Source organism: Streptomyces sp. NRRL B-24085, from assembly GCF_001282115.1.
Lineage (GTDB): Bacteria > Actinomycetota > Actinomycetes > Streptomycetales > Streptomycetaceae > Streptomyces.
Window position 1 is genome coordinate 1 of record NZ_LJBR01000328.1, and the last position, 25748, is coordinate 25748.

General features: G+C 72.2%; 23 protein-coding genes. 16 read left to right on the forward strand and 7 right to left on the reverse strand.

The genetic code is table 11. The features are described 5' to 3' along the window. Positions 1-355: 355 nt before the first annotated feature. Complete coding sequence (locus AOJ26_RS30865; protein ID WP_053851659.1) at positions 356-1492, forward strand: glycosyltransferase family 4 protein; 1137 nt, start codon at positions 356-358, stop codon at positions 1490-1492. A 25-nt stretch (positions 1493-1517) separates the two neighbouring features. Here the strand turns inward: AOJ26_RS30865 and AOJ26_RS30870 are convergent, their stop codons facing one another. Next, complete coding sequence (locus tag AOJ26_RS30870) at positions 1518-3149, reverse strand: PucR family transcriptional regulator (protein WP_053851660.1); 1632 nt, start codon at positions 3147-3149, stop codon at positions 1518-1520. Positions 3150-3203: 54 nt separating this feature from the next. On the opposite strand from AOJ26_RS30870, the gene AOJ26_RS30875 reads away from it, so the two are divergent. Then, positions 3204-4160 carry an LLM class F420-dependent oxidoreductase gene (locus tag AOJ26_RS30875; protein ID WP_053851680.1) on the forward strand — a complete coding sequence of 319 codons (957 nt, stop codon included), beginning with the start codon at positions 3204-3206 and terminating at the stop codon, positions 4158-4160. Here the strand turns inward: AOJ26_RS30875 and AOJ26_RS30880 are convergent. Further along, positions 4147-5529, reverse strand: a complete 1383-nt coding sequence (locus AOJ26_RS30880) for an FAD-binding oxidoreductase (protein ID WP_053851661.1) — start codon at positions 5527-5529, stop codon at positions 4147-4149. The two genes, AOJ26_RS30875 and AOJ26_RS30880, sit on opposite strands and share 14 nt — an antisense overlap. Before the next feature lie 70 nt (positions 5530-5599). Then, positions 5600-7402, reverse strand: coding sequence for a glycoside hydrolase family 15 protein (locus AOJ26_RS30885; protein WP_053851662.1), 1803 nt, complete (start codon positions 7400-7402; stop codon positions 5600-5602). Positions 7403-7873: 471 nt separating this feature from the next. Here AOJ26_RS30885 and AOJ26_RS30890 point away from each other — a divergent pair, with 471 nt between their 5' ends. From AOJ26_RS30890 to AOJ26_RS30945, 12 genes are all read left to right on the forward strand, one after another. Continuing rightward, the gene (locus tag AOJ26_RS30890) at positions 7874-9538 is read left to right on the forward strand and encodes a CTP synthase (RefSeq protein ID WP_053851663.1); all 1665 of its coding nucleotides are present in this window, start codon (positions 7874-7876) and stop codon (positions 9536-9538) included. Between the two features lie 85 nt (positions 9539-9623). After that, positions 9624-10250 carry an NUDIX domain-containing protein gene (locus tag AOJ26_RS30895; protein ID WP_053851664.1) on the forward strand — a complete coding sequence of 209 codons (627 nt, stop codon included), beginning with the start codon at positions 9624-9626 and terminating at the stop codon, positions 10248-10250. A 288-nt stretch (positions 10251-10538) separates the two neighbouring features. Continuing rightward, the gene (locus AOJ26_RS30900) at positions 10539-12599 is read left to right on the forward strand and encodes a tetratricopeptide repeat protein (protein WP_053851665.1); all 2061 of its coding nucleotides are present in this window, start codon (positions 10539-10541) and stop codon (positions 12597-12599) included. A 146-nt stretch (positions 12600-12745) separates the two neighbouring features. Further along, positions 12746-13861 carry an alanine dehydrogenase gene (ald, locus tag AOJ26_RS30905; protein WP_159044427.1) on the forward strand — a complete coding sequence of 372 codons (1116 nt, stop codon included), beginning with the start codon at positions 12746-12748 and terminating at the stop codon, positions 13859-13861. Between the two features lie 412 nt (positions 13862-14273). After that, a complete protein-coding gene (locus AOJ26_RS30910; RefSeq protein WP_078960091.1) occupies positions 14274-15401 on the forward strand; it encodes a ParA family protein in 1128 nt (375 codons plus the stop codon). After that, positions 15386-15961, forward strand: coding sequence for a hypothetical protein (locus AOJ26_RS30915; RefSeq protein WP_078960092.1), 576 nt, complete (start codon positions 15386-15388; stop codon positions 15959-15961). The genes AOJ26_RS30910 and AOJ26_RS30915 overlap by 16 nt, the downstream gene beginning before the upstream one ends. Positions 15962-15979: 18 nt before the next feature. Continuing rightward, entirely contained in the window at positions 15980-17218 is a 1239-nt protein-coding gene (locus tag AOJ26_RS30920; protein WP_078960093.1) for a segregation and condensation protein A, read from the forward strand. Continuing rightward, positions 17215-17868: an SMC-Scp complex subunit ScpB gene (scpB, locus tag AOJ26_RS30925; protein ID WP_053851669.1), complete on the forward strand. Its 654-nt coding sequence runs from the start codon at positions 17215-17217 to the stop codon at positions 17866-17868. The genes AOJ26_RS30920 and scpB overlap by 4 nt, the downstream gene beginning before the upstream one ends. Then, the gene (locus AOJ26_RS30930; RefSeq protein WP_053851670.1) at positions 17868-19010 is read left to right on the forward strand and encodes a pseudouridine synthase; all 1143 of its coding nucleotides are present in this window, start codon (positions 17868-17870) and stop codon (positions 19008-19010) included. Before scpB ends, AOJ26_RS30930 begins: the two co-directional genes overlap by 1 nt. 252 nt (positions 19011-19262) lie before the next feature. Then, positions 19263-19808 (forward strand): maleylpyruvate isomerase family mycothiol-dependent enzyme, encoded by a 546-nt coding sequence (locus tag AOJ26_RS30935; RefSeq protein ID WP_053851671.1) that lies wholly within the window; start codon positions 19263-19265, stop codon positions 19806-19808. A 119-nt stretch (positions 19809-19927) separates the two neighbouring features. Beyond that, the gene (locus AOJ26_RS30940; RefSeq protein ID WP_053851672.1) at positions 19928-20656 is read left to right on the forward strand and encodes an NUDIX hydrolase; all 729 of its coding nucleotides are present in this window, start codon (positions 19928-19930) and stop codon (positions 20654-20656) included. After that, entirely contained in the window at positions 20653-21669 is a 1017-nt protein-coding gene (locus AOJ26_RS30945) for an ADP-ribosylglycohydrolase family protein (RefSeq protein WP_053851673.1), read from the forward strand. Before AOJ26_RS30940 ends, AOJ26_RS30945 begins: the two co-directional genes overlap by 4 nt. 25 nt (positions 21670-21694) lie before the next feature. On the opposite strand, the gene AOJ26_RS30950 is transcribed toward AOJ26_RS30945, so the two are convergent. Genes AOJ26_RS30950 through AOJ26_RS30965 form a run of 4 tightly spaced genes read right to left on the reverse strand, consistent with a single transcriptional unit; the run spans position 21695 to position 23921 of the window. After that, entirely contained in the window at positions 21695-22195 is a 501-nt protein-coding gene (locus AOJ26_RS30950) for a GNAT family N-acetyltransferase (protein WP_053851674.1), read from the reverse strand. A 38-nt stretch (positions 22196-22233) separates the two neighbouring features. After that, positions 22234-22641 carry a Rieske (2Fe-2S) protein gene (locus AOJ26_RS30955; protein ID WP_053851675.1) on the reverse strand — a complete coding sequence of 136 codons (408 nt, stop codon included), beginning with the start codon at positions 22639-22641 and terminating at the stop codon, positions 22234-22236. Beyond that, on the reverse strand, positions 22638-23219 hold the full coding sequence (locus tag AOJ26_RS30960) for a DUF6529 family protein (RefSeq protein ID WP_053851676.1): 582 nt from the start codon (positions 23217-23219) through the stop codon (positions 22638-22640). Before AOJ26_RS30960 ends, AOJ26_RS30955 begins: the two co-directional genes overlap by 4 nt. Before the next feature lie 21 nt (positions 23220-23240). Further along, complete coding sequence (locus AOJ26_RS30965; protein ID WP_053851677.1) at positions 23241-23921, reverse strand: hypothetical protein; 681 nt, start codon at positions 23919-23921, stop codon at positions 23241-23243. Between the two features lie 232 nt (positions 23922-24153). Between AOJ26_RS30965 and aroH the strand changes: the two genes are divergently transcribed. Further along, positions 24154-24516 (forward strand): chorismate mutase, encoded by a 363-nt coding sequence (gene aroH, locus AOJ26_RS30970; RefSeq protein ID WP_053851678.1) that lies wholly within the window; start codon positions 24154-24156, stop codon positions 24514-24516. Beyond that, complete coding sequence (locus AOJ26_RS30975; protein ID WP_053851679.1) at positions 24513-25598, forward strand: prephenate dehydrogenase; 1086 nt, start codon at positions 24513-24515, stop codon at positions 25596-25598. The genes aroH and AOJ26_RS30975 overlap by 4 nt, the downstream gene beginning before the upstream one ends. Positions 25599-25748 lie beyond the last annotated feature (150 nt).

Here is a 25748-nt window from a genome sequence, read left to right on the forward strand (position 1 = left end):
GAACCGGACGGGTGGGGCTCCTCGCTCATGCGGCCGCGGTGGTCGCCGCCGCCGTATGGGGGGACAGGGTCAGTCGTACGGCGGCCGGCGGCCGGTGGGGGCTTCTCGCGCAGTTCCCCGCGCCCCTTCAGGTCGGACACCCTTGGGTCGGAAAGCGGGTCACGTCACTCTTGTGAGTGACCCGACTCGCCGCACACACCCTCCCCCCGTTCTCCGCATGCACGGAACACCCGTACGTCCTGGCATCCTTGGCAGAGAACCCGTCACGCGTAGGAAGCGCGCGGTACACCCCTCCGCTCGACACCTTCTGTACGTTTCCTCGTGACCGTCCGACCCGAACCAGGAGCCCGGCCACGTGACCCCCGTGAGCAGCCACTCACCGCACGGCCAGTCGCCGCTGCGCACCGTGCAGGTGCTGGGCGGAGGCAACGCCGGCAGCAGCGCGCATGTGCGCTCCCTGACCTCGGGGCTCGTCGCGCGGGGCGTGCGGGTCACGGTGTGCGCCCCCGCCGAGGCGGACCGCGCCTACGACTTCACGGGGGCCGGCGCCGACCACGTGCACGTGCCGCGCAGCAGCGATCCGACCTCCGTCGCCGTGCTCCGGGCGGCCTGCGCGGACGCCGATCTGGTGCACGCGCACGGACTGCACGCCTCCTTCCGCGCGGTGCTGGCGCTCAGCGGGCGGCGGACCCCGCTCGTCGTCACCTGGCACGACCGGGCGTACGCCGAGGGCGCGCGGGCTCATTTCGTGCGCCTCCTGGAACGCCGGGTCGTGAAGGCGGCGTCCGTGGTGCTCGGGTCCACCTCGGCACTCGTGGACCGGGCCCGCAGGACCGGCGCCCGGGACGCGCGCCTCGCCGCCGTCGCCCTGCCCAAGCCGCGCGGAGTCGACGAGCAGGAGGACCCCGACCGGCTGCGGCCCAAGGTGCGGGCCGAACTCGGCGCCATCGGACGGCCGTTGCTGATGGCGGTCGGCGCCCTGGAGCGGCACAAGGGCTACGAGACGCTGCTGGACGCCACCCGCGCGTGGCGCCTTCTCGACCCCTTGCCGCTGGTCGTCGTCGCGGGCGAGGGGCCGCTGCGGGCGGTCCTGCAGAGCCGTATCGAGGAGGAAGGGCTGCCGGTCCGGCTGCTCGGGCGGCGCGACGACATCTCCGAACTGCTCGCCGCCGCCGATCTCGCGCTGCTGCCCAGCCGTTGGGAAGCGCGCTCGGTGCTCGCCCAGGAGGCCTTCCACGCGCGGGTGCCGCTCGTCGCGACCGAGGTCGGCGGGATCCCCGAACTCGTCGGCGACGCGGCCGAACTCGTCCCGTACGGCGACCCGGAGGCGCTCGCCGGCGCCGTCGTACGGCTGCTGGGCGATCCCGAGCGCCGGGAGCTGCTCAAGGAGCGCGGGACGCGGCAGGCGGCGACCTGGCCGACCGAGGACGAGACGGTGGCGCAAGTGCTCAGCGTCTACGACGAGTTGACCCAGCCCCGGCCGCTCATCTGAAGGCGCGCGGGAAAGGCACGCAGCACTAGGGCACGTGCCGGCGGGCCCGCAGCGCCAGGCTCAACGCCAGTACCGTCTGCGGGTCGTCGAGGTCCGTGCCCAGCAACTCGCCGATGCGGGCGAGGCGGTTGTAGAGGGTCTGCCGGTTGAGGTGGAGTTCGCGGGCCGTCTCCGCCTTGCGGCCGGCGTGCGCCAGATAGGTCTCCAGGGTCGGCAGCAGGGGCGGTTTGGAGCGGTCGTCGTGGGCGCACAGCGGGCCGATGGCGCGGTCCACGAAGGCCGCGAGGTCCGGGTGGTCGCGCAGCCGCCACAGCAGCAGGTCGATGTCGAGACGGCGGGCGTCGTACCAGGGGCGGTCCGACAGGCCCTGCGCCGCCGTCGCTGTCTCGGCCGCGTGGCGCAGGCCCGCCGAGGCCGCCGCCCAGCCCCCGGCGACCCCGACGACCACGACCGGCGGCTGGGCACCCGGCCGCTGCATCCCGGCCCGCTCCACACCCGCCCGCAGGGCCGCCGCGACCCGGTCCGCGACCGCCGCCCGCTCCGACTCCGCGCGCAGCCCGAGCAGGACGAGCACCCGGCCCTCGACGGGCCGTACCCCGAGCAGGACCGGCACGCCGACCGCGGCCAGCTCCTCGGAGACCGCCCGGGCCAGGACCGCCCAGCCGCCGCCGGAGGAGCCGAGGTGCATCACCACCGGCAGCAGCGGGCCGGTGCCCGGCTTGAAACCCAGCACGCGCGCCTGTGCCGGCGCGTCCTCGGTGGTGATGCGGCCCTCGGCGAGGTCGGTGAGGAAGTCGCCCCGGCCGCGGGCCGCGAGCTCCTCCTCCTGGCGGGCCTGCATCAGGACGACGGCCAGGATGCCCGCCGCCCGCTCGGCCGCCATGCGGTGCACGGGGGCCAGCGGGGCCCGCACCGGAAGCAGGACCAGCCGCGCCCGTACCGAACCCGCCCCCGGCCCGCCCCCGGGGACGTCCACCAGGACCGAGCCGGACGGCGGAGCGTCCTTGTGCTGGCCGCGCAGCCCCTCCCACACCTGGAGCGGGTCGGCACCCTCGGGGCCCTCCCCGGCGGCGTACAGAAGCTGTCCGTCCGTCGTCTCCAGGAAGACCGGGTTGCCGCTGAAGTCGGCCAGGATGCCGAGGACCTGCGGGACCCCGCCGCCGCCCAGCAGGGCCTCGGTGCAGCGCCGGTGCACCTCCTCGGCCCGCTGGAGCAGCGCGTAGTGGCCGTTGACGATCTCGGTGTGGATCTCCTCGGTGACCGTCACGAAGGGCACCTCGCGGTGCAGCTGGACGAGCGGGAGGCCGGTCGCGCGGGCCGTGTCGACGAGGGCCGCGGGCAGCCGCGCGAAGCGCGGACCCAGCTCGACGACCAGGGCCGCGATCCCGCGCTCGGCGAGCGTCCGCACGAACGCGCGCTGCTCGGCCGGACGGGTGCCGAGCCCGTAGCCGGTGGTCAGCAGCAGCTCGCCGCCCTTGAGGAGGGAGGCGATGTTCGGCACCTCGCCCGCGTGCACCCAGCGCACGGTCCGGTGCAGCTTGTCCGCGCCCGCGACGATCTCCGGGAGCCCGCTGCGCAGACCGGGCAGCTCCAGCGCGCGCTGCACGGTGATCCCGCCGCCCTGGGTGCCGAAACCGCTGTTCGTGCCGCTGTCCATGAGCCGGACGCTACCCGAGGCGTGCCCGGTGCCGTGCCGGGGTACGGCCGGGGCATGGACCTCAGCGTGGTGGCCGTGGCCCGGGAGGACGACAGCGCGGTGGAGGAGCCGGTCCGGGTGGCGGTGGCCGCCGACCGGCTCGGCTACCGGGAGGTCTGGGCGGGGGAGGGCCCGACCTGGGACGCCTTCGTCCTCGCCACCGCGATCGGACGGGCCACCGAGCGGGTCGCGCTGACCGCGGGACCGGTCCCGGTGAACGTCCGTGATCCGTACACCACGGCCCGCGGCGCCGCCTCGGTCGCGGCCCTCGTCGGCCGTCCGGTCGGGGTGGCCCTGGGCACGTCCAGCAGGCGGGTGGTCGAGGGCGTGCACGGCCGGCCCCGGGAGCGGCCCGCCGCCGTACTGGAGGAGCAGGCGGCGGCCGTACGACGGTTGCTGCACGCCTCCCCGGGCGAACCGGTGGTGCCCGGCAGCCCCTTCCGCCGCCGTCTGCCGCCGCCCGGCGGGCCCCTCACCGTGGCCGCGTTCGGGCCCCGCGCGATCGCCGCGGCCGCCGCACACGCCGACCGCATGCTGCTGGACGTGGTCTCCCCGGAGCAGGTGCGGACCCTGCGCGCCGACCTGGACGCGGCGGCCCGGAAGGCGGGCCGTACCCCGCCCGTGCTCGCCGCCTGGCTGCCCGCGGCCGTCGACCCCGGCCCGGGATCGCTCGCGCAGGTGCTGGGCGGCATCACCGGATACCTGACCGTGCCGGGCTACCGCGAGGTCTTCACCGAGGCCGGGCTCGGGGAGGCGGTGGAGCTCGCCGCGGGCGGCGCGGACCGGGAGACCCTGGTGCGGGCCCTGCCCGCGGCGGCCGCGGGCACCATCGGCCTGGTGGGCGACCTGGGCGCCGTACGGGCGCGGATCGACGCCTATGCCGAGGCCGGGCTGGACGAGATCGCCCTGGTGCCGGCCACCGCGGGGGACCCGGGCGGCGAACGCACGCTGACGGCGCTCAGGCCGGCCTGATGTTGTGGTTGAAGCGGAAGACGTTGTCCGGGTCGTACCGGCGCTTCAGCTCGGCAAGGCGGCGGGTGTTCTCGGCGCCGACGCCGGCCACCACGCGGTCCGCGCCCTCGTCGCCGATGAAGTTGAGGTAGACCGCGCCGGTGCTCCACGGCTGGACGTCGGCGCGCATGTCCCGGACCCACTGGACGCACCGCTCGTCGTCCGCCGGGTCCTCCCAGATCCCGAACGGGTGCACGGCCCAGGCCGCGTCCCGGTACGGCACCGGGAACTCGCGCGGACCGCCGGCGATCGCCCCGCCCAGCGGCAGCAGCACCTGCTGGCTGCCGGTGGGCACCGGGAGGGAGTCCGCGCGGGCGCAGTACACGTCCACGAAGTCGTCCGGCGCGCCCGTCAGGTACTCCGCCGACCAGTAGTTCCGCATCCCCGGCGGATCGTCGATCATGCACTGGACGTCGGCGTACGGCATCGCACCGACGATCTCCGTCACATGCGGCAGCGCCAGCAGCGGCTCGGCCAGCTTGCGCAGGTCCGCCTCCCCGCCGGCGTACGTCAGCAGGACGCCGCACAGCAGGGTGCCGACCAGGTGGGGCGGTACGAACTCCTCGGGCGGGCCGGTGAGGTAGAGCACCCCGCCCGACGCCTCGTCCGGTCCGGCCGCGATCACGTCCCGGTAGGTGCGCACCACCTCGGGGCCGGACTCCGGGAGGTACATCAGCAGCGCGATGGAGAACTCGGGCAGCTCGTGCAGCCTCAGCGTCAGCGCGGTCGCGATGCCGAAGTTGCCGCCACCGCCGTGCAGCGCCCAGAACAGGTCGGGGTTGTCCTCGGTGTTCGCGTGCACCTGTGTGCCGTCGGCGGTGACCAGTTCCACATCGAGCAGGTTGTCGACGGCGAGTCCGCAGCACCGGTCCAGCCAGCCGCTGCCGCCGCCCAGGACGAAACCGCCGACGCCGGTCGTGGAGGCGCGGCCGCCGGTGGTGGCGAGACCGTGCGGCTGGCAGGTGCGGTCGAGGTCGCTCATCGTGGCGCCGCCCGCCACGCGCGCCGCCGGGGCCGCGGGGTCGACGGTGACCGCGCGCATGTGGCGCAGGTCGACGACCAGTCCGCCGTCGTTCGACGCCATGCCCGCCACGCTGTGACCGCCGCCGCGCACCGCGATCGGCAGGTCGAGGTCCCGGGCGCAGCGCACGGCCCGGACCACGTCGTCCTCGTCCACGCACTGCGCGATCACCGCGGGCCGGCGGTCGATCATCGCGTTGAAGACGGTCCGGGCCTCGTCGTAGCCCGGATCCCCCGGGGCGAACACGTCGCCGGTCAGATCCTCGCGCAGCGCGGTGAGTGCCGCGCCCGCCTTCGACGGGGATGCCATGGGGCGCCCCCTTCCGTGCAGGGGCTGATGGTGCCTCCCAGCCTAGGCGGGCCCGGCGCTCAGGTCCTGTTCAGCCGCCGTACGCCCCCGACGCCGTCAGCCGCAGGGCGGTGTCGATGAGCGGGACGTGGCTGAAGGCCTGCGGGAAGTTGCCGACCTGGCGCTGCAACCGCGGGTCCCACTCCTCGGCGAGCAGACCGAGGTCGTTGCGGAGCGAGAGGAGCTTCTCGAAGAGCTTCCTCGCCTCGTCCACGCGGCCGATCATGGCGAGGTCGTCCGCCATCCAGAACGAGCAGGCCAGGAAGGCCCCTTCGTCGCCGGGGAGGCCGTCGACGTTCTCGTCGCCGCTGGAGGTCGGGTAGCGCAGGATGAAGCCGTCCGGGGTGGACAGCTCGCGCTGGATCGCCTCGATGGTGCCGATGACCCGCTTGTCGTCCGGCGGCAGGAAGCCCATCTGCGGGATCAGCAGCAGGGAGGCGTCCAGTTCCTTGGAGCCGTAGGACTGCGTGAAGGTGTTGCGCTCCTTGTCGTAGCCCTTCTCGCAGACGTCCCGGTGGATGTCGTCGCGCAGCTCGCGCCACTTCTCCAGCGGGCCGTCCGCGTCACCGGACTCGATGAGCTTGATGGTGCGGTCGACGGCGACCCAGGCCATCACCTTGGAGTGCACGAAGTGCCGGCGCGGGCCGCGCACCTCCCAGATGCCCTCGTCCGGCTCGTCCCAGTGGTCCTCCAGGTAGCGGATCAGCTTGAGCTGGAGCAGCGAGGCGTAGTCGTTGCGGGACAGGCCCGTCATGTGGGCCAGGTGCAGGGCCTCGGTGACCTCGCCGTACACGTCGAGCTGGAGCTGGTGCGCGGCGCCGTTGCCGACCCGGACCGGCGCGGAGTTCTCGTAGCCGGGCAGCCAGTCCAACTCGGCCTCGCCCAGTTCCCGTTCGCCCGCGATGCCGTACATGATCTGCAGGTTCTCGGGGTCGCCGGCGACGGCCCGCAGGAGCCACTCGCGCCAGGCGCGGGCCTCCTCGCGGTAGCCGGTGCGCAGCAGCGAGGACAGGGTGATGGCCGCGTCGCGCAGCCAGGTGTAGCGGTAGTCCCAGTTGCGGACGCCGCCGATGTCCTCGGGCAGGGAGGTCGTGGGGGCGGCGACGATGCCGCCGGTGGGGGCGTACGTCAGCGCCTTGAGGGTGATCAGCGAACGGATGACGGCCTCGCGGTAGGGGCCGTGGTACGTACAGTGCTCGACCCACTCGCGCCAGAAGTCCTCGGTGGCCTCCAGCGACTGCTCCGGCTCCGGCAGCGGCGGCGGCTCCTTGTGCGAGGGCTGCCAGGAGATGGTGAAGGCGATCCGGTCACCAGGGGCGACCGTGAAGTCCGAGTACGTCGTCAGGGACTTGCCGTAGGTCTCGCAGTCGGTGTCGAACCACACCGAGTCCGGGCCCGCCACGGCGACCGTGCGGCCCTCGTGCTTGTGGACCCACGGCACGACACGGCCGTACGAGAAGCGCATCCGCAGGGCCGAGCGCATGGGGACGCGGCCCGAGACGCCCTCCACGATCCGGATGAGCTGCGGGGCGCCGTCACGAGGGGGCATGAAATCGGTCACCCGGACCGTGCCGCGTGAGGTGTCCCACTCCGATTCCAGGATCAGCGAGTCGCCGCGGTAGGTGCGCCGGGCGGCGGTGGGGGGCTCGGCGTCGGCCGCGTGCGCGGGACCGAGCCGCCAGAAGCCGTGCTCCTCGGTGCCCAGCAGGCCGGCGAAGATGGCATGCGAGTCGAAGCGGGGCAGGCACAGCCAGTCCACCGTGCCGTCCCGGCAGACCAGCGCCGCGGTCTGCATGTCTCCGATGAGTGCGTAGTCTTCGATGCGCCCGGCCACGTGCAACTCCAGTCGAACGGCCACGTCACCCCCTCAGGGAAAAAGGGGGCTGTCGCTTGGTGCGGTCAAGGGGGTCGTTGTAATGCGTCGTTGAGCGGTGAAGCAAAACAGTCCTGCCGCTGTGAGGCAAAACGACAACTGCTGCTCAACGAACTGACGAGCTCTCGTTGTTCCGGGGCCTACGGGTGGGGGTGGTCCCGTGTTTCCGGCCGGGCTCGGCAGTGAGTGTCCGAGCAGGATACGACGCACGTAGATGATCTGTGTGCCGCTCCGGGCAACGCGGCTGGGCCGAACGGGTGAGCAACGGGTGAGAGACGGGTGTCTTCGTGCTGGTCCGTGTCGGCATGTGTGCGGAGCGTGGCCGGAAGCCATCTCCCCGAGGCGCTGATACCCTGGTAGCCCGTGGACCGGTGGGCGCCTGACCCCCGAACCGCACCTCAAGATCGCGACCACGGGAGCCCCCTCTTGGCCATGACCGCTGCTTTTCGAAACAGCACAGCCACGACGACCAAGCACATCTTCGTCACTGGGGGTGTCGCCTCCTCGCTCGGCAAGGGGCTGACCGCCTCCAGCCTCGGCATGCTGCTCAAGGCGCGGGGCCTGCGCGTCGTGATGCAGAAGCTCGACCCGTACCTCAACGTCGACCCGGGCACGATGAACCCCTTCCAGCACGGCGAGGTGTTCGTCACCAACGACGGCGCCGAGACCGACCTGGACATCGGCCACTACGAGCGCTTCCTCGACCGTGACCTCGACGGCTCCGCCAACGTCACCACCGGCCAGGTGTACAACACGGTGATCGCCAAGGAGCGGCGCGGCGAGTACCTGGGCGACACCGTCCAGGTCATCCCGCACATCACCAACGAGATCAAGCACCGCATCCGGCGCATGGCGACCGACGAGGTCGACGTCGTGATCACCGAGGTCGGCGGGACCGTCGGCGACATCGAGTCGCTGCCGTTCCTGGAGACGGTCCGCCAGGTCCGGCACGAGGTCGGCCGTGACAACGTCTTCGTCGTCCACATTTCCCTCCTGCCGTACATCGGCCCGTCGGGAGAGCTGAAGACGAAGCCGACGCAGCACTCGGTTGCGGCCCTGCGCAACATCGGTATCCAGCCGGACGCCATCGTGCTGCGCTGCGACCGCGAGGTGCCGACCGCGATCAAGCGGAAGATCTCGCTGATGTGCGACGTCGACGAGGCCGCCGTGGTCGCCTGCCCCGACGCCCGCTCGATCTACGACATCCCGAAGACCGTGCACGGCGAGGGCCTGGACGCCTATGTGGTCCGCAAGCTGGACCTGCCGTTCCGGGACGTGGACTGGACGACCTGGGACGACCTGCTCGACCGCGTCCACAACCCCGACCACGAGATCACCCTCGCCCTGGTCGGCAAGTACATCGACCTGCCCGACGCCTACCTCTCGGTCACCGAGGCGCTGCGCGCGGGCGGCTTCGCCAACAAGGCCCGCGTCAAGATCAAGTGGGTCACCTCCGACGACTGCAAGACCCCGGCCGGCGCCGCGGCGCAGCTCGGTGACGTCGACGGCATCTGCATCCCGGGCGGCTTCGGCGACCGCGGTGTACTCGGCAAGGTCGGCGCGATCAAGTACGCCCGCGAGAACAAGATCCCGCTGCTCGGCCTCTGCCTGGGCCTGCAGTGCATCGTGATCGAGGCCGCGCGCAACCTCGCCGACATCCCGGACGCCAACTCCACCGAGTTCGACTCGGCCACCGGCCACCCCGTCATCTCCACCATGGCCGAGCAGCTCGACATCGTCGCCGGTGAGGGTGACATGGGCGGCACCATGCGGCTCGGCATGTACCCGGCCAAGCTCGCCGAGGGCTCCATCGTCCGTGAGGTCTACGACGGCAAGGAGTACGTCGAGGAGCGGCACCGGCACCGCTACGAGGTGAACAACGCCTACCGCGCGGAGCTGGAAAAGAAGGCGGGCATCCTGTTTTCCGGGACCTCGCCGGACGGCAAGCTCGTCGAGTACGTCGAGTACCCGCGCGACGTCCACCCCTACCTGGTCGCCACGCAGGCCCACCCCGAGCTGCGCTCGCGTCCGACCAGGCCGCACCCGCTGTTCGCCGGCCTGGTGAAGGCCGCGGTCGAGCGGCAGAGTTCCAAGTAGCACGACAGTTGTACGGTGGCCGGGGCGCACGCATTCAAAGGGCGGGCGTCCCGGCTTCTTTTGCGCAGGTGGGGAAGGACAGGGCATGACGATCAAGGACGCCCCGGAGGAGTGGGAGATCCGGGCCACGAAGACACCCTTCGTGGGCAACAAGACCTCCGTCCGCACGGACGAGGTGGTCATGCCCGACGGGACGGTGGTCGGCCGCGACTACCAGGTCCACCCGGGTTCGGTGGCCGTGCTCGCCCTGGACGACGAGGACCGGGTCCTGCTCATCCGCCAGTACCGGCACCCCGTGCGGCAGAAGCTGTGGGAGATCCCGGCGGGCCTGCTGGACGTGCCCGGTGAGAACCCGCTGCACGCGGCCCAGCGGGAGCTGTACGAGGAGGCGCACGTCAAGGCGGAGGACTGGCGGGTGCTGACGGACGTCTACACCTCGCCGGGTGGCTGCGACGAGGCGATCCGGATCTTCCTGGCCCGCGGGCTGTCCGAGGCGGAGGGCGAGCGCTTCGAGGTCGAGCACGAGGAGATCGACCTGGAGTACGCGCGCGTGCCGGTCGCCGAGCTGGTGCGGGGGGTTCTTGCCGGGGAGCTGCACAACAACTGCCTCGTGGTGGGTGTGTTGTCGTTGGTCGCGGCGCGGGCCTCCGGCGGGTTGGACGGGTTGCGTTCCGCTGAGGCGGAGTGGCCTGCGCGGCCGTTTGAGGCGTGACGGTTCTTTCGGACGCGCCGTTGTCGTAGCTGCTTCGTTGCGAGGTGCCGGTGCGTCGTGGCTTGTCGCGCCCACGCGGCGGTAGCCGCACATGGATACAGCCCCGCGCCCCTGACACCGGCACTTCCGGAACCGGCGATCCTATGAACCGTTGATCCGATCAGGGGACTCTCCGGTCTCCACCGCCGCGCTCCGCCAGGAACGTTGCAGAGCGTGAACTAGGCTTTTGGTGCCCGATCCGGGGTCACCGGCGGGCTTTGCGCGTGCGGTGGGACGGGAGTGTGGCCCGTGACGGATCAGGCGGTGGACCCAGACGGCGTACGGTTGTCCGGCGAGGGCCAATTCCTGGGGCGGACGCGGGAGTTGAAGGAGCTGCGCGCCGACATCGAGCGGGCGGGACTCGACACGCTCGCCGGCCGCAAGGCACCTCGCGCGCGCGTCCTGCTCATCGCGGGACGCCCCGGCTCCGGCCGCACCGCGCTCGCCGAGGAACTCGTCCGGACGGTCGCAGACCGTTACGACGGGGTGCTGCGCGCCCGGCTGAGCGAACCCGACGGCACCCCCGTGCCGGTCGCGGACGTCGCCCGGGAACTGCTCACCGCGCTCGACGTACCGGCACCGGCCGGCGCCGCCGAGGACGACCTAACGGCGGTGCTGCGCGAAGCCCTCGCGGACCGTCGCGCGCTGCTCCTGCTCGACGACGCGGTGGCCGCGGAACAGGTGGACGCCCTGATTCCGGACGCCCCGGAGTGCCTGGTCGTGGCCGTTTCGGGAGGTCCGCTGACCGGGATCGCGGACGTCCGGCCCTGCACCCTCGGCGGTCTCGACACCAAGGCCGCGCTGGAACTGCTGTCCCGGCACACCGGATCGGTGCGCGTCACCGTGGACCCCCGTTCCGCCGAGAGGCTCGTGGAGGAGTGCCAGGGCCATCCGGCCGCGCTGATGCTGGCGGGGGGCTGGCTCGCCGCCCGGCCCAAGGCGGCCGTCGCCGATCTGGCCAAGCAACTGCATGCGGAGAGTGACGAGGGGAACCCGCTCAGCCGGGTCTTCCAGCTCGTCCACGGCACCCTGCCCGCCGCTGCGGCCCGGACCCTGCGGTTGCTCTCCCTCGCCCCGGCCGGCCTCGTCGACCCGCACACCGCCTCCGCGCTCGCCGGCTGCTCGGTGGCCGAGGCCCGCTCCGCCCTGGACGACTTCGTCGCGCTGGGTCTGCTGCACGCCGTGGAGTCCCCGCTGCCGCAGTACGAGGTCCCCGGCTGCCTGTATCCCCTGCTCAGGGCCCTCGCCGACGCCCAGGACCGGCCGGGCGAGCTCCGGCTGGCCCGCGCCCGCATGCTGGAGCGGACCGTACGGCTGTTGCAGTCCTCCCGGGTCATCACCGAGACCGACAGCCCCGAGGCCCGCGAGAAGCTCCAGGGCATGCCGCCCTCGGTGCGCTTCCCGAGCCCGCGGGCCGCCGAGGACTGGCTGCGCATCCGCAGGCCGGCCCTGCTCGCCTCGGCCCGTCTCGCGGTCGCCGACGGGGAGCTGGACACCCTGGCCCGGCGCCTGATGTCGCAGCTCGTGCGCACGATGGTGGCCCACTTCGGGATGAGGGCGGCGGCCCCCGACCTCTACGTCCTCCACGGCCTCGTCCTGGACGTGGCCGAGCGGCGCGCCCTGCCCCGCGAGAAGGCCGCCGCCCTGCTGAACCTCGCCGACCTGGACGCGCAGACCGGCCGCACCCGGGAGGCGCTGGTCCGGTACCGGGCGGCCCTGGACGCCGGACGGGAGGCGAACGACCCGTATGCGACCGGCCGCGCGATGGAATCCGTAGGCGGCGCGTATCTGGAGCTCGGGGACTACGAGCGGGCCGCCGACTGGTTCGGCCGGGCCCTCGCCCAGCGGCTGGCCCGCGGCGAGCGGGAGGAGGCCGCCCGGCTGTACGGCCGTATCGCCGCCGCCCACACCTGTGCGGGCCACTACGGCGAGGCGGTCAGGAATTGGCGGGCCGCCCTCGCCGGGCACCGCAGGAACGGCGATGTGCCCGCCCACGCACGCGCGTTGAGTGAGCTCGCCCGGGTCCAGGAGTACGCCGGACACCCCGAGGAATCGCTGCGCACCTGCCAGGAGGCCGTGGAGTGGGCGCGGCGCGCCGAGGACCTCCGGCTGCTGGCCGCGCTCCAGGTCAGGCTCGCGGACACGCTGGACCGCCTCGGCGATCCCGCGGCCGCCCAGCTGCACCGCGGCGCCGCCGAACGGCTGCTGGGACAGGAGCTTTCCGGGGGAGAAACCGGCCCCCAGCAGTCCGAGGACCCGAAACAAGGCGAGAATGCCTGCGAAATCCGCAGTACATTCGCTGAAGATTGATGCAATGAAAGGCTAGACAGCGGGAACACCTTCATTAGACTGGCTCTGCCGCACCTTCTCCTGCGGTGTCTCCTGGTGTGCCCACGCATGCCCGGGTATGTGTTGTATTACCCCACACACTCTCTGAGCCAAGGACCGTGATCCACGTGAAGGTCGGCATCCCCCGCGAGGTCAAGAACAACGAGTTCCGGGTGGCCATCACCCCCGCAGGCGTGCACGAGCTGGTGCGCCACGGCCACCAGGTCGTCATCGAGCGCGGCGCCGGCATCGGCTCCTCGATCCCGGACGAGGAGTACGTCGCCGAGGGCGCGCAGATCCTGGACACCGCCGACGAGGTGTGGGCCGCGGCCGACCTGCTGCTGAAGGTCAAGGAGCCGGTCGCCGAGGAGTACCACCGCCTGCGCAAGGACCAGACGCTCTTCACCTACCTGCACCTGGCCGCCTCCAAGGAGTGCACCGACGCGCTCATCGAGTCGGGCACCACCGCGATCGCCTACGAGACCGTCGAGCTGCCCTCCCGGGCGCTGCCGCTGCTCGCCCCGATGTCCGAGGTCGCGGGCCGGCTCGCCCCGCAGGTCGGCGCCTACCACCTCATGCGCTCGGTCGGCGGCCGCGGCGTGCTGCCCGGCGGTGTCCCCGGCACCCAGCCCGCGCGTGCCGTCGTCATCGGCGGCGGCGTCTCCGGCTGGAACGCCACCCAGATCGCCGTCGGCATGGGCTTCCACGTAACGCTGCTCGACCGCGACATCAACAAGCTGCGCGAGGCCGACAAGGTCTTCGGCACCAAGGTCCGGGCGATCATGTCCAACGCCTTCGAGCTGGAGAAGGCCGTCCTGGACGCCGACCTCGTGATCGGCGCGGTGCTCATCCCGGGCGCCAAGGCCCCGAAGCTGGTCACCAACGAGCTCGTCTCCCGGATGAAGCCCGGAAGTGTCCTTGTCGACATCGCGATCGACCAGGGCGGCTGCTTCGAGGACTCCCGCCCGACCACGCACGCCGAACCGACCTTCCAGGTCCACGACTCGGTCTTCTACTGCGTCGCCAACATGCCCGGCGCGGTGCCCAACACCTCGACCTACGCGCTCACCAACGCCACGCTGCCCTACATCGTCGAACTGGCGAACCGCGGCTGGGTGGAAGCCCTGCGCCGCGACCCCGCGCTCGCCAAGGGCCTCAACACCCATGACGGCAAGGTCGTTTACCGGGAGGTCGCGGAGGCGCACGGGCTGGAGCACGTCGAGCTGGAGTCGCTGCTCGGCTGAGCCTGTGACCTCGGCAGAGAGCTAAGTCACCTTTTCGCGAAGGCGATACGTCAACAAGACGCGTCAACGAGGCACATGCGGCCGGACCTTGCCCACAAGGTCCGGCCGGATGTGTGTATGGTCACTTTGCGACTCTCGGTCAACTCGCGTCGAACGTAACCCTTGAACCGATTCGTACACCGGCGAAACCTGCCGTGCGACTGCCGTACGCCCTTGACAGCGGGATGTTTCATTGCCGACACATCCTGCCGGGTCCGGCGGATTGTGTTGCTGTGAACACCCGACACGCCATAGAGTCGCCAACCGTCGGCATGGTGCCACGCTGACCTTGTCTAGAAGTTTCCTGGTCACCAAGGAGGTAAGACGACTTGTGAATGAGTCGACATTTTCTCCCGGGGGTGGTCAACCAGGAATGCCTGCCGGGGCCCAGAGCCCCGCAGGGTTCGAGGCTGTCGGCTCCGTCGCGGTGCGCACCTTCGCAGCCCACCAGAGTCCGCAGACCGTGCGGACAGCACACCAGAGCATGGATGGCCATCACGTGAACGCCATGGCCGGCGACGGAAGTGGCGCGCCCCACAACCACTTCGCCGACTACGACGAACTGCCCGAGGGGCACTTCTACGACCCCGACGCCGAGTACGAGCCCGATCCGGAGTACGCGGCCACGCTCGCGCCCGACGCGGCCCGCCAGCGCCGTGAGCGCGTCGGTCCGACGGGCCGGCCGCTGCCGTACTTCCCGATCCCGGGCCCGCTGACCGACCACGGCCCCGCGAAGATCATCGCGATGTGCAACCAGAAGGGCGGCGTCGGCAAGACCACGTCGACCATCAACCTGGGTGCCGCGCTCGCGGAGTACGGCCGGCGCGTGCTGCTCGTGGACTTCGACCCGCAGGGCGCGCTGTCGGTGGGTCTCGGTGTCAACCCGATGGAGCTCGACCTCACCGTCTACAACCTGCTCATGGAGCGGGGCATGGCGGCCGACGAGGTCCTGCTGAAGACCGCGGTCCCCAACATGGACCTGCTGCCGAGCAATATCGACTTGTCGGCGGCGGAGGTCCAGCTGGTCTCCGAGGTCGCCCGCGAGTCGACATTGCAGCGCGCCCTGAAGCCGCTCATGGCCGACTACGACTACATCGTGATCGACTGTCAGCCCTCGCTCGGCCTGCTCACGGTCAACGCCCTGACGGCCGCGCACAAGGTGATAGTGCCTCTGGAGTGCGAGTTCTTCGCCCTGCGTGGTGTCGCACTGCTGACGGAGACCATCGAGAAGGTCCAGGAGCGGCTCAACCCGGAGCTGGAGCTCGACGGGATCCTCGCCACGATGTACGACTCGCGCACGGTCCACAGCCGTGAGGTCCTGGCCCGCGTGGTCGAGGCGTTCGACGACCACGTCTACCACACGGTCATCGGGCGCACGGTGCGCTTCCCGGAGACCACGGTCGCCGGTGAGCCGATCACCACGTACGCCTCCAACTCCGTCGGTGCCGCCGCCTATCGCCAGCTCGCCAGGGAGGTGCTCGCCCGGTGTCACGCCGAGTGAGTCTGCCGGGGGCCGACGAACTGTTCCGTACGACAGGGGGAATGGCGCTCCAGGCGTCCACTCCCCGGCGGGGGGCCAACGGCGAGGCCCGGGTACCGGCTCCCGCGGGGGAGTCCGACGGGGCCGCGGCCGAGGACGCGCCGCAGTCCGTGCCCGCGCAGGGCGGGGACGGCGAAGGGGCCGAGCACGTGGCGGCCGACGCCGAGTCCGCGGAGGCGGGCGAGTCCCGTCTCCGGGCCGCTGCCGCCGAGCGCTCCGCGCGGCGTCAGGAGGCGCAGGAAGGTTCTGCCCCGGCCGCCGGCGCGCAGCCGCGCGGCAAGCGCGGCCGGTCGCCCGCCCGGCGGCCCAGTGGGCGCGAGCGCCACGACGAGAAGATCACCGTGTACGTGTCGGCCGAGGAGCTCATGGATCTGGAGCACGCCCGTCTCGTGCTCCGGGGTGAGCACGGGCTGGCGGTGGACCGCGGGCGGATCGTCCGCGAGGCGGTCGCCGTGGTGCTGGCCGATCTGGAGTCCCGCGGGGACGCGAGCATCCTCGTCCGCCGGCTGCGTGGGCGGTAGCGGTAGCCTGCGGAGGCCATGACCTCGAACGACTCTTCCGTCCCCGGCCCCGGCGGCCCCGCCGGACGCCGGCGTGCGCTGGGCCGGGGGCCGGGCGCTGCGCCGGTTGCACCGGGGGCAGCGGCGACGCCGGTCAGGTCTGAGCCGGAGACCGAGGGCGCGGGGTCTGAGACTGTCCCGGAGCCCGGGGCTCTGCCGGAGCGGGGTCCGGAGCCGGGGGCCGAGCAGGTCGTGGAGGCCGAACCCGGGGCCGGGCCCGAGCCGGCGGTGGAGGCTGAACCCGAGCCGGAGCCCCCGGCCGTCACGGCGCCCGAGGCGGTCACGGCGTCCCAGGCGGTTACGGCGTCCGAGGCCGTGTCCGAGGCCGTCACGGAGCCTGGGATCGGTCCGGTGCCGGAGATCGGCCCGACGCCCGAGGCCGCTCCTACGGGTTCGCGCGAGGACGAGGCCGACGGGGTCTTCAAGGTCCGGCTCGCCAACTTCGAGGGTCCCTTCGACCTCCTCCTCCAGCTCATCTCCAAGCACAAGCTGGACGTGACCGAGGTCGCGCTCTCCAAGGTCACCGACGAGTTCATGTCCTACATCCGGGCCATGGGGCCGGACTGGGACCTCGACGAGACGACCGAGTTCCTCGTCGTGGCCGCCACCCTGGTCGACCTGAAGGCGGCCCGGCTGCTGCCCGCCGCACAGGTGGAGGACGAGGCCGACCTGGCGCTCCTGGAAGCCCGGGACCTGCTCTTCGCGCGGCTGCTCCAGTACCGCGCCTACAAGCAGATCGCGGACATCTTCAACCGGCGGCTCGACGAGGAGGCCCGGCGCTACCCCCGTACCGTCGGACTCGAACCCCACCACGCGGACCTGCTGCCCGAGGTCGTCATCAGCATCGGGCCGGAGGGGTTCGCGAAGCTCGCCGTGAAGGCGATGCAGCCCAAGCCCAAGCCGCAGGTGTATGTCGACCACATCCACGCGCCCCTGGTGAGCGTCCAGGAGCAGGCGGGGATCGTGGTCGCGCGGCTCAGGAAGCTCGGTGAGGCCAGCTTCCGCCTGCTGGTGGAGGACGCCGACGGCACCCTGACCGTCGTGGCGAGGTTCCTCGCACTCCTCGAGCTGTACCGGGAGAAGGCCGTGGCGCTGGACCAGGAGACCGCGCTCGGGGAACTGGTCGTGCGCTGGACCGGCGGTGAGGGGGAGGCCGAGCCGATGGTGACCGACGAGTTCGACCGACCGCCCGAGCCGCCCAAGGAGGACAAGGCGTGAGCGAGGAGACCACCGAGGCCCCGGCGGGACCGCCGGGCGTCGCCGACCTCGATCTGAAGCCGGCCCTGGAGGCCGTCCTGATGGTCGTGGACGAGCCCGCGACCGAGGAGCACCTGGCGAAGATCCTGGAGCGGCCGAAGCGGCAGATCACCAGGGCGCTGCGGGAGCTGGCCGGCGAGTACGCCGCCCAGGGGCGCGGCTTCGAGCTGCGGCACGTCGCGAACGGGTGGCGGTTCTACACCCGGGCCGCCTACGCCCCGGCCGTGGAACGGTTCGTCCTGGACGGCCAGCAGGCCCGGCTCACCCAGGCCGCCCTGGAGACGCTCGCGGTGGTCGCCTACCGCCAGCCGGTCAGCCGCAGCCGGGTCTCCGCGGTGCGCGGAGTGAACTGCGACGGTGTGATGCGCACCCTGCTCCAGCGGGGTCTGGTGGCGGAGGCGGGCACGGAACCCGAAACAGGTGCGATCCTGTACGTGACGACGAACTACTTCCTGGAGCGGATGGGCCTGCGCGGTCTGGACGAGCTCCCGGAGCTCGCGCCCTTCCTCCCGGAGGCGGAGGCGATCGAGGCCGAGACCCAGGAGGCCGTACCGTCGTTCGATCCGGACGCCCCGGATTCCGAGGACGCAGACGACAAGACGGAACTTTGATGCGAAGCAGCAGCGGCAGGAACAGCAGCGGAAACAACGGCGGGAGCCGTGGTGGCAACAGCGGCGGCCGCGGTGGGAACAGCGGTGGTCGCGGCGGGAGCACCGGAGGACGCGGCAACTACCGCGGCGCCGGCAACGACCGCGACGACAAGCAGGGCGGCCGGCCGAAGAAGCCCCGCCCCGAGGAGCGCCGCTACGACGTGGGTCCCGGCGCCTCCCCGGACGGCCCGAAGTCGGGGCGCGGCGCCTCGGCGCGCGGCGGTGCCAAGGGCGGGCCGAAGCAGGGCCAGGGCACCGGGCGCGGCCGGTGGGTGCCGGCGACCTCCCGCGAGTACGAGGCGCGGGCCGAGGAGCGCAACCGGGAGCGGTACGCCGGCAAGAAGGACGTGAAGCTCCCCAAGACCTTCCCGGGCGCCGAGCAGGAGGGCGAGCGGCTCCAGAAGGTCCTCGCGCGCGCGGGCTACGGTTCGCGGCGGGCCTGCGAGGAGCTGATCGAGCAGGCGCGGGTCGAGGTCAACGGCGAGATCGTGCTGGAGCAGGGCAAGCGGGTCGACCCGGAGAGGGACGAGGTCAGGGTCGACGGCCTGACGGTGGCGACGCAGTCGTACCAGTTCTTCTCGCTGAACAAGCCCGCCGGTGTCGTCTCCACGATGGAGGACAACGAGGGCCGGCAGTGCCTCGGTGACTACGTCACCAACCGTGAGACGCGGCTCTTCCACGTGGGACGGCTCGACACCGAGACCGAGGGCGTCATCCTGCTCACCAACCACGGCGAGCTGGCCCACCGGCTGACCCACCCCAAGTACGGCGTGAAGAAGGTCTACCTCGCGCACATCGTGGGCCCGATCCCGCGGGACCTGGGCAAGCGGCTCAAGGACGGCATCCAGTTGGAGGACGGGTACGCGAAGGCGGACCACTTCCGGGTCGTCGAGCAGACCGGCAAGAACTACCTCGTCGAGGTCACCCTGCACGAGGGGCGCAAGCACATCGTCCGCCGGATGCTCGCCGAGGCGGGCTTCCCGGTCGACAAGCTGGTCCGGGTCGCCTTCGGCCCCATCACCCTGGGCGACCAGAAGTCGGGCTGGCTGCGGCGGCTGTCCAACACCGAGGTCGGCATGCTGATGAAGGAAGTCGACCTGTAGTCCCACCCCGCGCGTGTGCGGCCGGTTCCGGAATCCTCCGGGGCCGGCCGATGCGTTTTCGCCCCGCCGCACGTCTGTATTCGTGACGGAGGGAGTGGGGATGGACCAGAGGAACGGCAACCGTGGCGAGGCGTGTCCGGCGGCGCTGGAGGGCGGTGTGCGGCCTGCGCGGCCCGGCGGGGTCCCGGGGGCTCGGGAGAGGTCCGGGCGGCCGCTGAGGGGCCGCTGCGGCGCTCCGGCGGAGGTGCGGTCATGAGCGCGGGGGAGTTGCTGGAGCGCTCGCTCGCCTACGCGCTGGGCAGCGTGGCGGGATCACGGCAGGTGGCGCTCGACCGGGACACGCCGTGCGCCGAGTGGGACCTGGGCGAGCTGCTGGGGCACCTCGACGACTCGCTGGACGCGCTGTACGAGGGGCTGAGCGGCGGGCGGATCGGACTGCTCCCGCAGGCCGACCGGGTCTGCGGCTTCCGTACGCGCGCGTGTGCCGTGCTCGGCGCCTGGGCCGCCGGGCCGCCCGAGGGCGTGCTGGTGGGTGAACGCCCGCTGGACGTGCGGGTGATGGCCGCCGTCGGCGCCGTCGAGATCACCGTGCACGGCTGGGACGTGGCCCGGTCCTGCGGCCGGCTGCGGCCCATCCCGGAGGCTCTCGCGGCCGAACTCCTGTCCGTCGCCCAGTGTGTGGTGGGGGAGGAGGACCGGGGCGTGCGGTTCGGCGCTCCGGTCGCCGTGCCGTCCGGCGCGCGATTCGAGACCCGGCTTCTGGGGTTCCTGGGGCGGGACTTCCGAGAGGCCGGCTGACCCCGGGTTCGTATGCGGCCGGGCTCCGAACGCGCTTCTGGGGGCTTGCCGAACCCGGACACCCTCTTTATAGTCGTAGTGACTATTAGTCATTCTGACCATAAAGGGGGTGAGCGGGTGTGTCCGTTCCGCCCGGCTACGACAAGTACGCCCACGAACCCTTCGCCGTCACCGTCGACCTCGCCGTCCTCACGGTCGCCGAAGGTGCCCTGCACGTGCTGCTCGTGGAGCGTGGGCAGGAGCCGTACGCCGGACACTGGGCGCTGCCCGGCGGATTCGTGCACCCGGACGAGTCGGCGGAGACCGCGGCCCGGCGCGAACTCGCCGAGGAGACCGGCCTGTCGGACCTCTCCGGGCTGCATCTCGAGCAGTTGCGGACCTACAGCGAACCCGACCGCGACCCCCGGATGCGGGTCGTCTCCGTCGCGTTCGCCGCACTGCTGCCCGACCCGCCCGAACCGCACGGCGGCAGCGACGCGGCCGAGGCCCGCTGGGTGCCGTACGACAAGGCCGGGCCGCTCGCGTTCGACCACGACCGCATCCTCGCCGACGCCCGCGAACACGTCGGCGCCAAGCTCGAGTCCACCTGCCTCGCCACCGCCTTCTGCCCGCCCGAGTTCACCCTCGGCGAGCTCCAGCAGGTGTACGAGACCGTGTGGGGCAGCGCCCTGGACCGCCCCAACTTCCGCCGCAAGGTGCTCGCCACGCCCGGCTTCGTCGAGGCCGTCCCCGGCGCCGCGCGACTGACCGGCGGCCGCGGCAAACCGGCCGCGCTCTACCGCGCGGGACCGGCCACCGCGCTGCGCCCCCCTCTCCTCCGACCGTCCCCGGAAGGACGCCCCGCATGACCATGATCGTGACCCAACGCGCCGCCACCGGCACCCTCCTCGGCCTCGCCCTCGGAGACGCCCTCGGCTTCCCGACCGAGTTCAACGACGTGCCGTCGATCCTCGCCAAGTGCGGGCCATGGCGGGAGATGGAGCTGATCACACCCGCGGTGGTCAGCGACGACACGCAGATGACACTGGCGGTGGGCCGGGGGCTGCGGGCGGCGATGGACCGGGGAGTGCTCGGGCCCGAGATGGCGGAGCCGGTCCGGCGGGAGTTCATCGCGTGGAACCGGTCCCCGGAGAACAACCGCGCCCCGGGCAACACCTGCCTGAGAGCCTGTGACCTGCTGGAGCGCACGGATCTGCCCTGGCAGGAGGCCAGCCAGATCGGCTCCAAGGGCTGCGGCGCCAACATGCGGGTCGCTCCCGTCGGACTCGTCCCCGGCCTCAGTGACGAACAGCGGGCGGGCGCAGCCCAGTTGCAGGCCGCGCTCACCCACGGCCATCCGACGGCACTCGCCGCGTCCGACCTCACCGCGCGTGCCGTACGGCTGCTCGCGCAGGGCACCGCACCGGGCGAACTGGTCGGGCTGCTGCGGTCGTACGCCCTGGTGAACCGGGGCCAGTACCACGAGCGTTGGCTCGGTGACCTGTGGACGAGGAGCCAGGACCCGACGCCCGGGCAGTTCATCGCTCGGGGCTGGGACGAGTGCCTCGCGGTCCTCGACCGGCTCGACGCGGCCGTGCGCGGCGCCTCACCCGAGGACGACCCGTGCCTGGCCACCGGAGCGGGCTGGATCGCCGAAGAGGCCCTGGCGACCGGGCTGTTGTGCTTCCTCCAGTTCCCCGACGAGCCGCTGACGGCCCTGCGGCGGGCCGCGTGCAGCTCCGGCGACTCCGACTCGATCGCCTGCCTGACGGGTGCCTTCGCGGGCGCCCATCTGGGAGCCGAGGCGTGGCCCGTCGAGTGGGCCGACCGGATCGAGTACGGCAGCGAACTGGTGACGCTCGGGGCGCTCTGGGACGCCTGACGACCCGGACGCCGTCCCCGTCCGGCTACCGTCCGGGGTTCAGCTCGCGCCGGTACCAGGTGCCCGGCCTGCCACCGAGTGCGGCCGGGTCGGCCGGCCCGACGGGGACGAACCCGGCCTTCACCAGCACCCTCCGGGACGCGATGTTCACATGGGCGGTGGCCGCCCGCAGGGTGCGCAGTCCGTACCGCGTCGCCGCCAGGTCGCACAGCTCCAGCACGGTCGCGGTCGCGGTGCCGCGGCCGGCCGCGTGCTGCGCGACCCGGTAGCCCAGCACGGCGGTTCCGTCCTCCAGGTCATACAGGTTGAACCGGCCCAGCACCGAGCCGTCCCCGGCGACGAGCACATGGAAGACGCAGACGCCCGCCTCCTGTTCGGCCAGCAATGCGTCGAACCGTTCGGTGAACCGGTCGAAGTAGGCGTCGCCGCGGTCGGAGACCGAGGCGGCGAAGTAGGCGCGGTTCGCCAGCTCGAAGGCCAGGACCGCCGGGGCATGACCGGCGTGGAGCCGCTGCAGCTCGGGCACCGCGCGACTCTACCCGGCCGGTGCGCCGGGCCGGCGCCCTAGGCGAGCTCGATCGAGTCCCCGCTGACCCTGATCTGCTTCTCGGGCAGCGGCTGGTCGGCCGGCGGGTTGGCCACCGAGCCGTTGGTGATGTCGAACTTGCTGCCGTGGCAGGGGCAGTTGATGGTGCCGCCGGACACGCTGGTCACCTGGCAGCCCTGGTGGGTGCAGATGCTGGAGAAGGCCTTGAACTCGCCCTTCTTCGGCTGGGTGACGACGACCTTCTCGTCCTTGAAGATCTTCCCGCCGCCGACCGGGATCTCGCTCGCCTTCGCCAGTTCGGTGCCGGCCTGCACCGAACTCGCCCCGGAGTCGCTGTTCTCGTCGCCGTACTCGCCGCAGCCGACGGTCAGCGTGGCCGCGCCCGTCGCGAGAAGGATCGTGCGCCGCGTCGGGCTGTGCGTCATGTCGTGACTCCGAAGGTGCGGAAGAACCAGAGGGCGGAGGTCAGCCAGAGGATCGTGAGCGCGGTGAAGACGAGCCCGCCGACGATCGGCAGCAGCCATCCGGGCAGTCGCTCCGAGCGGAGCAGCAGCATCTTGGCACTGAACACGCCGAAGAAGAAACAACCCAGCAGGGAGTGCCACAGAACGCGTGATTCGTACGACTGGAAGCCCAGCGCGTACAGGCAGTGCACCGCGACCGGCACCGCGAGGAGGAACGCCGCCCGGCCGGACCAGCGGTGCAGGGTGGCGGACCAGCTCGGGCCCGGCAGCCTGCCGTACACCATCAGCGCCGAGGCGAGCTGTACGAGCGCGAAGAAGAACGCGGCCGTCGCCAGCCACGACTTCACCGCTCCGGTGCTGCTGAAACCGGCGAGGTTGAAGGCCGTCCCCGCCGGGTCGTGGACCTTGCCGTAGGCGCCCAGGGCGACCGCCACCGCGGCGGCGACCAGGGCCGGGACCAGATAGCGGGCCGCGCCGGGGCCGCGCTGGGGTTCGGGCGAGGGCCAGCTCTGGGTGGCCGCGTTCGGGTCGACGGTCATGATCGGCTCCCTCGGGCGGGGTCAGGGGGTTACCGGACGGGCCGTGAGCTGCTGCCCGTCGACCGTCACCGCACCGGTCTCCGGGTCGATCCCGGGTGCCGGGGACGGCTTGCCGTCGCGCTTGAGGATGCCGACCTGCTCGCCGTCCGGCAGGACGATCCAGCCGCCCTCGATCCTCGCGCCGGCCACATTGCCGTTCGCCCGGTAGAACCCGGACGACTTCTCCGTGCGGCCGATGGTGAAGGCGTGTCCTCCGCTGCCGACGTGGGCCGTGCCGCGGATCTGCCTGGCGCCCTTCACCCTGGCGTCGAGGCTCGCGCCGCCCTTGCCGGTGAGCCGCAGGCTGCCGTCGTCCTTCACGTCGCCCTGGAGCCACGACTCGACGTTGCGGCCGTCGCAGACGTACGCGATCGCCTTGTCGTCGCGCACGGTGATCGCGACCGCCGAGGAGTCGTCGTCCGTGCGGCCCGTGTAGACGCCCTCGGGCACGGCGGTCCGGGCCGGGGACGGACTGGGCGGCGCCGACGGCTGTGCCGGTGCGGTGCCCGGTGACGCCTTGGTGCCGGGCGACGGCTTCCCGGACGCGGACGGCTGCACGGCCGCCGAGGTCGGCTTCTCTCCCGTGGTGGCGTTGAGCGACAGCATGAACAGGCCGAGCAGCAATCCCGCCAGCAGTGTCAGCAGCGGTCCGGAACGCTTCATGAAAGGGCCTCCCCCGAGGCGGGTTTCCTGCCCATGAGAGCGGACCCGGGATCCCGCGTCCAGAGGCGCACGGGGGTGTTCTCACCCCATGTAGCGGAACTGCGACATTCAGGTGACATCGGCACGGGCCGGGAGGCCGTCTCAGGAGGCGGGCGCCGCGCGCCCGCACCTCGGGGGCTGACTAGGCTGGTCGGACAGAGAGCCGGGTTGTACATCAGCAAGGAGCAATGCCGTGGCGGTACGAGCGGTCCGGGGCGCCGTCCAACTCGAGAAGGACGAGGCCGGCCACATGGACGAGCAGGTCGGGGCGCTGCTCACCGCCATCATGGAACGGAACGAGCTGACCGCGGACGACCTGATCAGCATCTGGTTCACCGCCACGCCCGACCTGCACAGCGACTTCCCGGCGGCCGCGGCCCGCAAGCTCGGCATCGTCGACGTACCCCTGATCTGCGCCCAGGAGCTGGACATCGAGGGCGCCATGCCCCGGGTCGTCCGCGTCCTCGCGCACATCGAGTCCGACCGGCCACGTGCCGACATCGCGCACGTCTACCTCGGCGCCGCGGCCGCCCTGCGCAAGGACATCGCCCAGTGAGGACCGCACTCGTCATCGGGACCGGGCTCATCGGGACGTCCGCCGCGCTGGCACTGGCGGGGCGGGGCGTCACCGTCCACCTCGCCGACCACGACCCCGAGCAGGCCCGCACGGCCGCCGCGCTCGGCGCGGGCACCGACGAGCCGCCCCAGGGGCCCGTGGACCTCGCGATCGTCGCCGCGCCGCCCGCGCACGTGGCGGGAGTGCTCGCCGACGCCATGCGGCGGGGCACGGCCCGCGGGTACATCGACGTGGCCAGCGTGAAGGGCGGGCCCCGGCGGGAGCTGGAGGGACTCGGACTCGACCTCTCCTCCTACATCGGCACGCACCCGATGTCCGGGCGGGAGAAGTCCGGGCCGCTGGCCGCCTCCGGGGACCTCTTCGAGGGGCGGCCCTGGGTGCTGACCCCGACCCGGGACACCGACACCGAGGTGCTGAACCTCGCGCTGGAACTGGTCTCGCACTGCCGCGCGGTGCCGGTGGTCATGGACGCCGACGCCCACGACCGTGCCGTGGCGCTCGTCTCGCACATGCCCCACCTGGTGTCCAGCATGGTCGCCGCCCGGCTCGAGCACGCCGAGGAGGCCGCCGTACGGCTGTGCGGCCAGGGCATCCGGGACGTGACCCGGATCGCCGCGTCCGACCCCGGGATGTGGATCGACATCCTCTCCGCGAACCCGGGCCCGGTGGCCGATCTGCTCACCGAACTCGCCGGGGACCTGGAGGAGACCGTGCAGGCCCTGCGGGCGCTCCAGTCCGCCGACGAGGCCAAGCGGGGCGAGGGCACGTCAGGGATCGAGGACATGCTGCGGCGGGGGAACGCCGGGCAGGTGCGGGTGCCCGGCAAGCACGGGTCCGCTCCCCGGGTGTACGAGGTCGTGGCCGTGCTCATCGACGACCAGCCGGGGCAGCTCGCGCGGATCTTCGCGGACGCCGGCCGGGCGGGGGTCAACATCGAGGACGTGCGGATCGAGCACGCGACGGGGCAGCAGGCCGGCCTGGTCCAGCTGATGGTGGAGCCGCAGGCCGCACCCGTACTGTCGGCCGCGCTGCGGGAGCGGGGCTGGTCGATCCGGCAGTGAGGGGTTGTGGCGGGGGCCGGTGGTGTGGGGTGCCGTCGGTGCGGGTTGTCGGTGGTGCGGGTTGTGGGTGCTGCGGGTTGTGGGTGCCGCCTCGGGCGGCCTCGCGGTCGCCGGGCTCGCGCCGCCTCGGACGGCCTAGCGGCCTGTTGA

Excerpts from the sequence above, each read along its gene's own strand:
- AOJ26_RS30870 (WP_053851660.1), bottom strand. The coding sequence starts at position 3,149 with ATGGACAGCGGCACGAACAGCGGTTTCGGCACCCAGGGCGGCGGGATC.
- AOJ26_RS30875 (WP_053851680.1), top strand. The coding sequence starts at position 3,204 with ATGGACCTCAGCGTGGTGGCCGTGGCCCGGGAGGACGACAGCGCGGTG.
- AOJ26_RS30880 (WP_053851661.1), bottom strand. The coding sequence starts at position 5,529 with ATGGCATCCCCGTCGAAGGCGGGCGCGGCACTCACCGCGCTGCGCGAG.
- AOJ26_RS30890 (WP_053851663.1), top strand. The coding sequence starts at position 7,874 with ATGACCGCTGCTTTTCGAAACAGCACAGCCACGACGACCAAGCACATC.
- AOJ26_RS30895 (WP_053851664.1), top strand. The coding sequence starts at position 9,624 with ATGACGATCAAGGACGCCCCGGAGGAGTGGGAGATCCGGGCCACGAAG.
- AOJ26_RS30910 (WP_078960091.1), top strand. The coding sequence starts at position 14,274 with ATGCCTGCCGGGGCCCAGAGCCCCGCAGGGTTCGAGGCTGTCGGCTCC.
- AOJ26_RS30920 (WP_078960093.1), top strand. The coding sequence starts at position 15,980 with ATGACCTCGAACGACTCTTCCGTCCCCGGCCCCGGCGGCCCCGCCGGA.
- AOJ26_RS30930 (WP_053851670.1), top strand. The coding sequence starts at position 17,868 with ATGCGAAGCAGCAGCGGCAGGAACAGCAGCGGAAACAACGGCGGGAGC.
- AOJ26_RS30935 (WP_053851671.1), top strand. The coding sequence starts at position 19,263 with ATGAGCGCGGGGGAGTTGCTGGAGCGCTCGCTCGCCTACGCGCTGGGC.
- AOJ26_RS30945 (WP_053851673.1), top strand. The coding sequence starts at position 20,653 with ATGACCATGATCGTGACCCAACGCGCCGCCACCGGCACCCTCCTCGGC.
- AOJ26_RS30955 (WP_053851675.1), bottom strand. The coding sequence starts at position 22,641 with ATGACGCACAGCCCGACGCGGCGCACGATCCTTCTCGCGACGGGCGCG.
- AOJ26_RS30960 (WP_053851676.1), bottom strand. The coding sequence starts at position 23,219 with ATGACCGTCGACCCGAACGCGGCCACCCAGAGCTGGCCCTCGCCCGAA.
- AOJ26_RS30965 (WP_053851677.1), bottom strand. The coding sequence starts at position 23,921 with ATGAAGCGTTCCGGACCGCTGCTGACACTGCTGGCGGGATTGCTGCTC.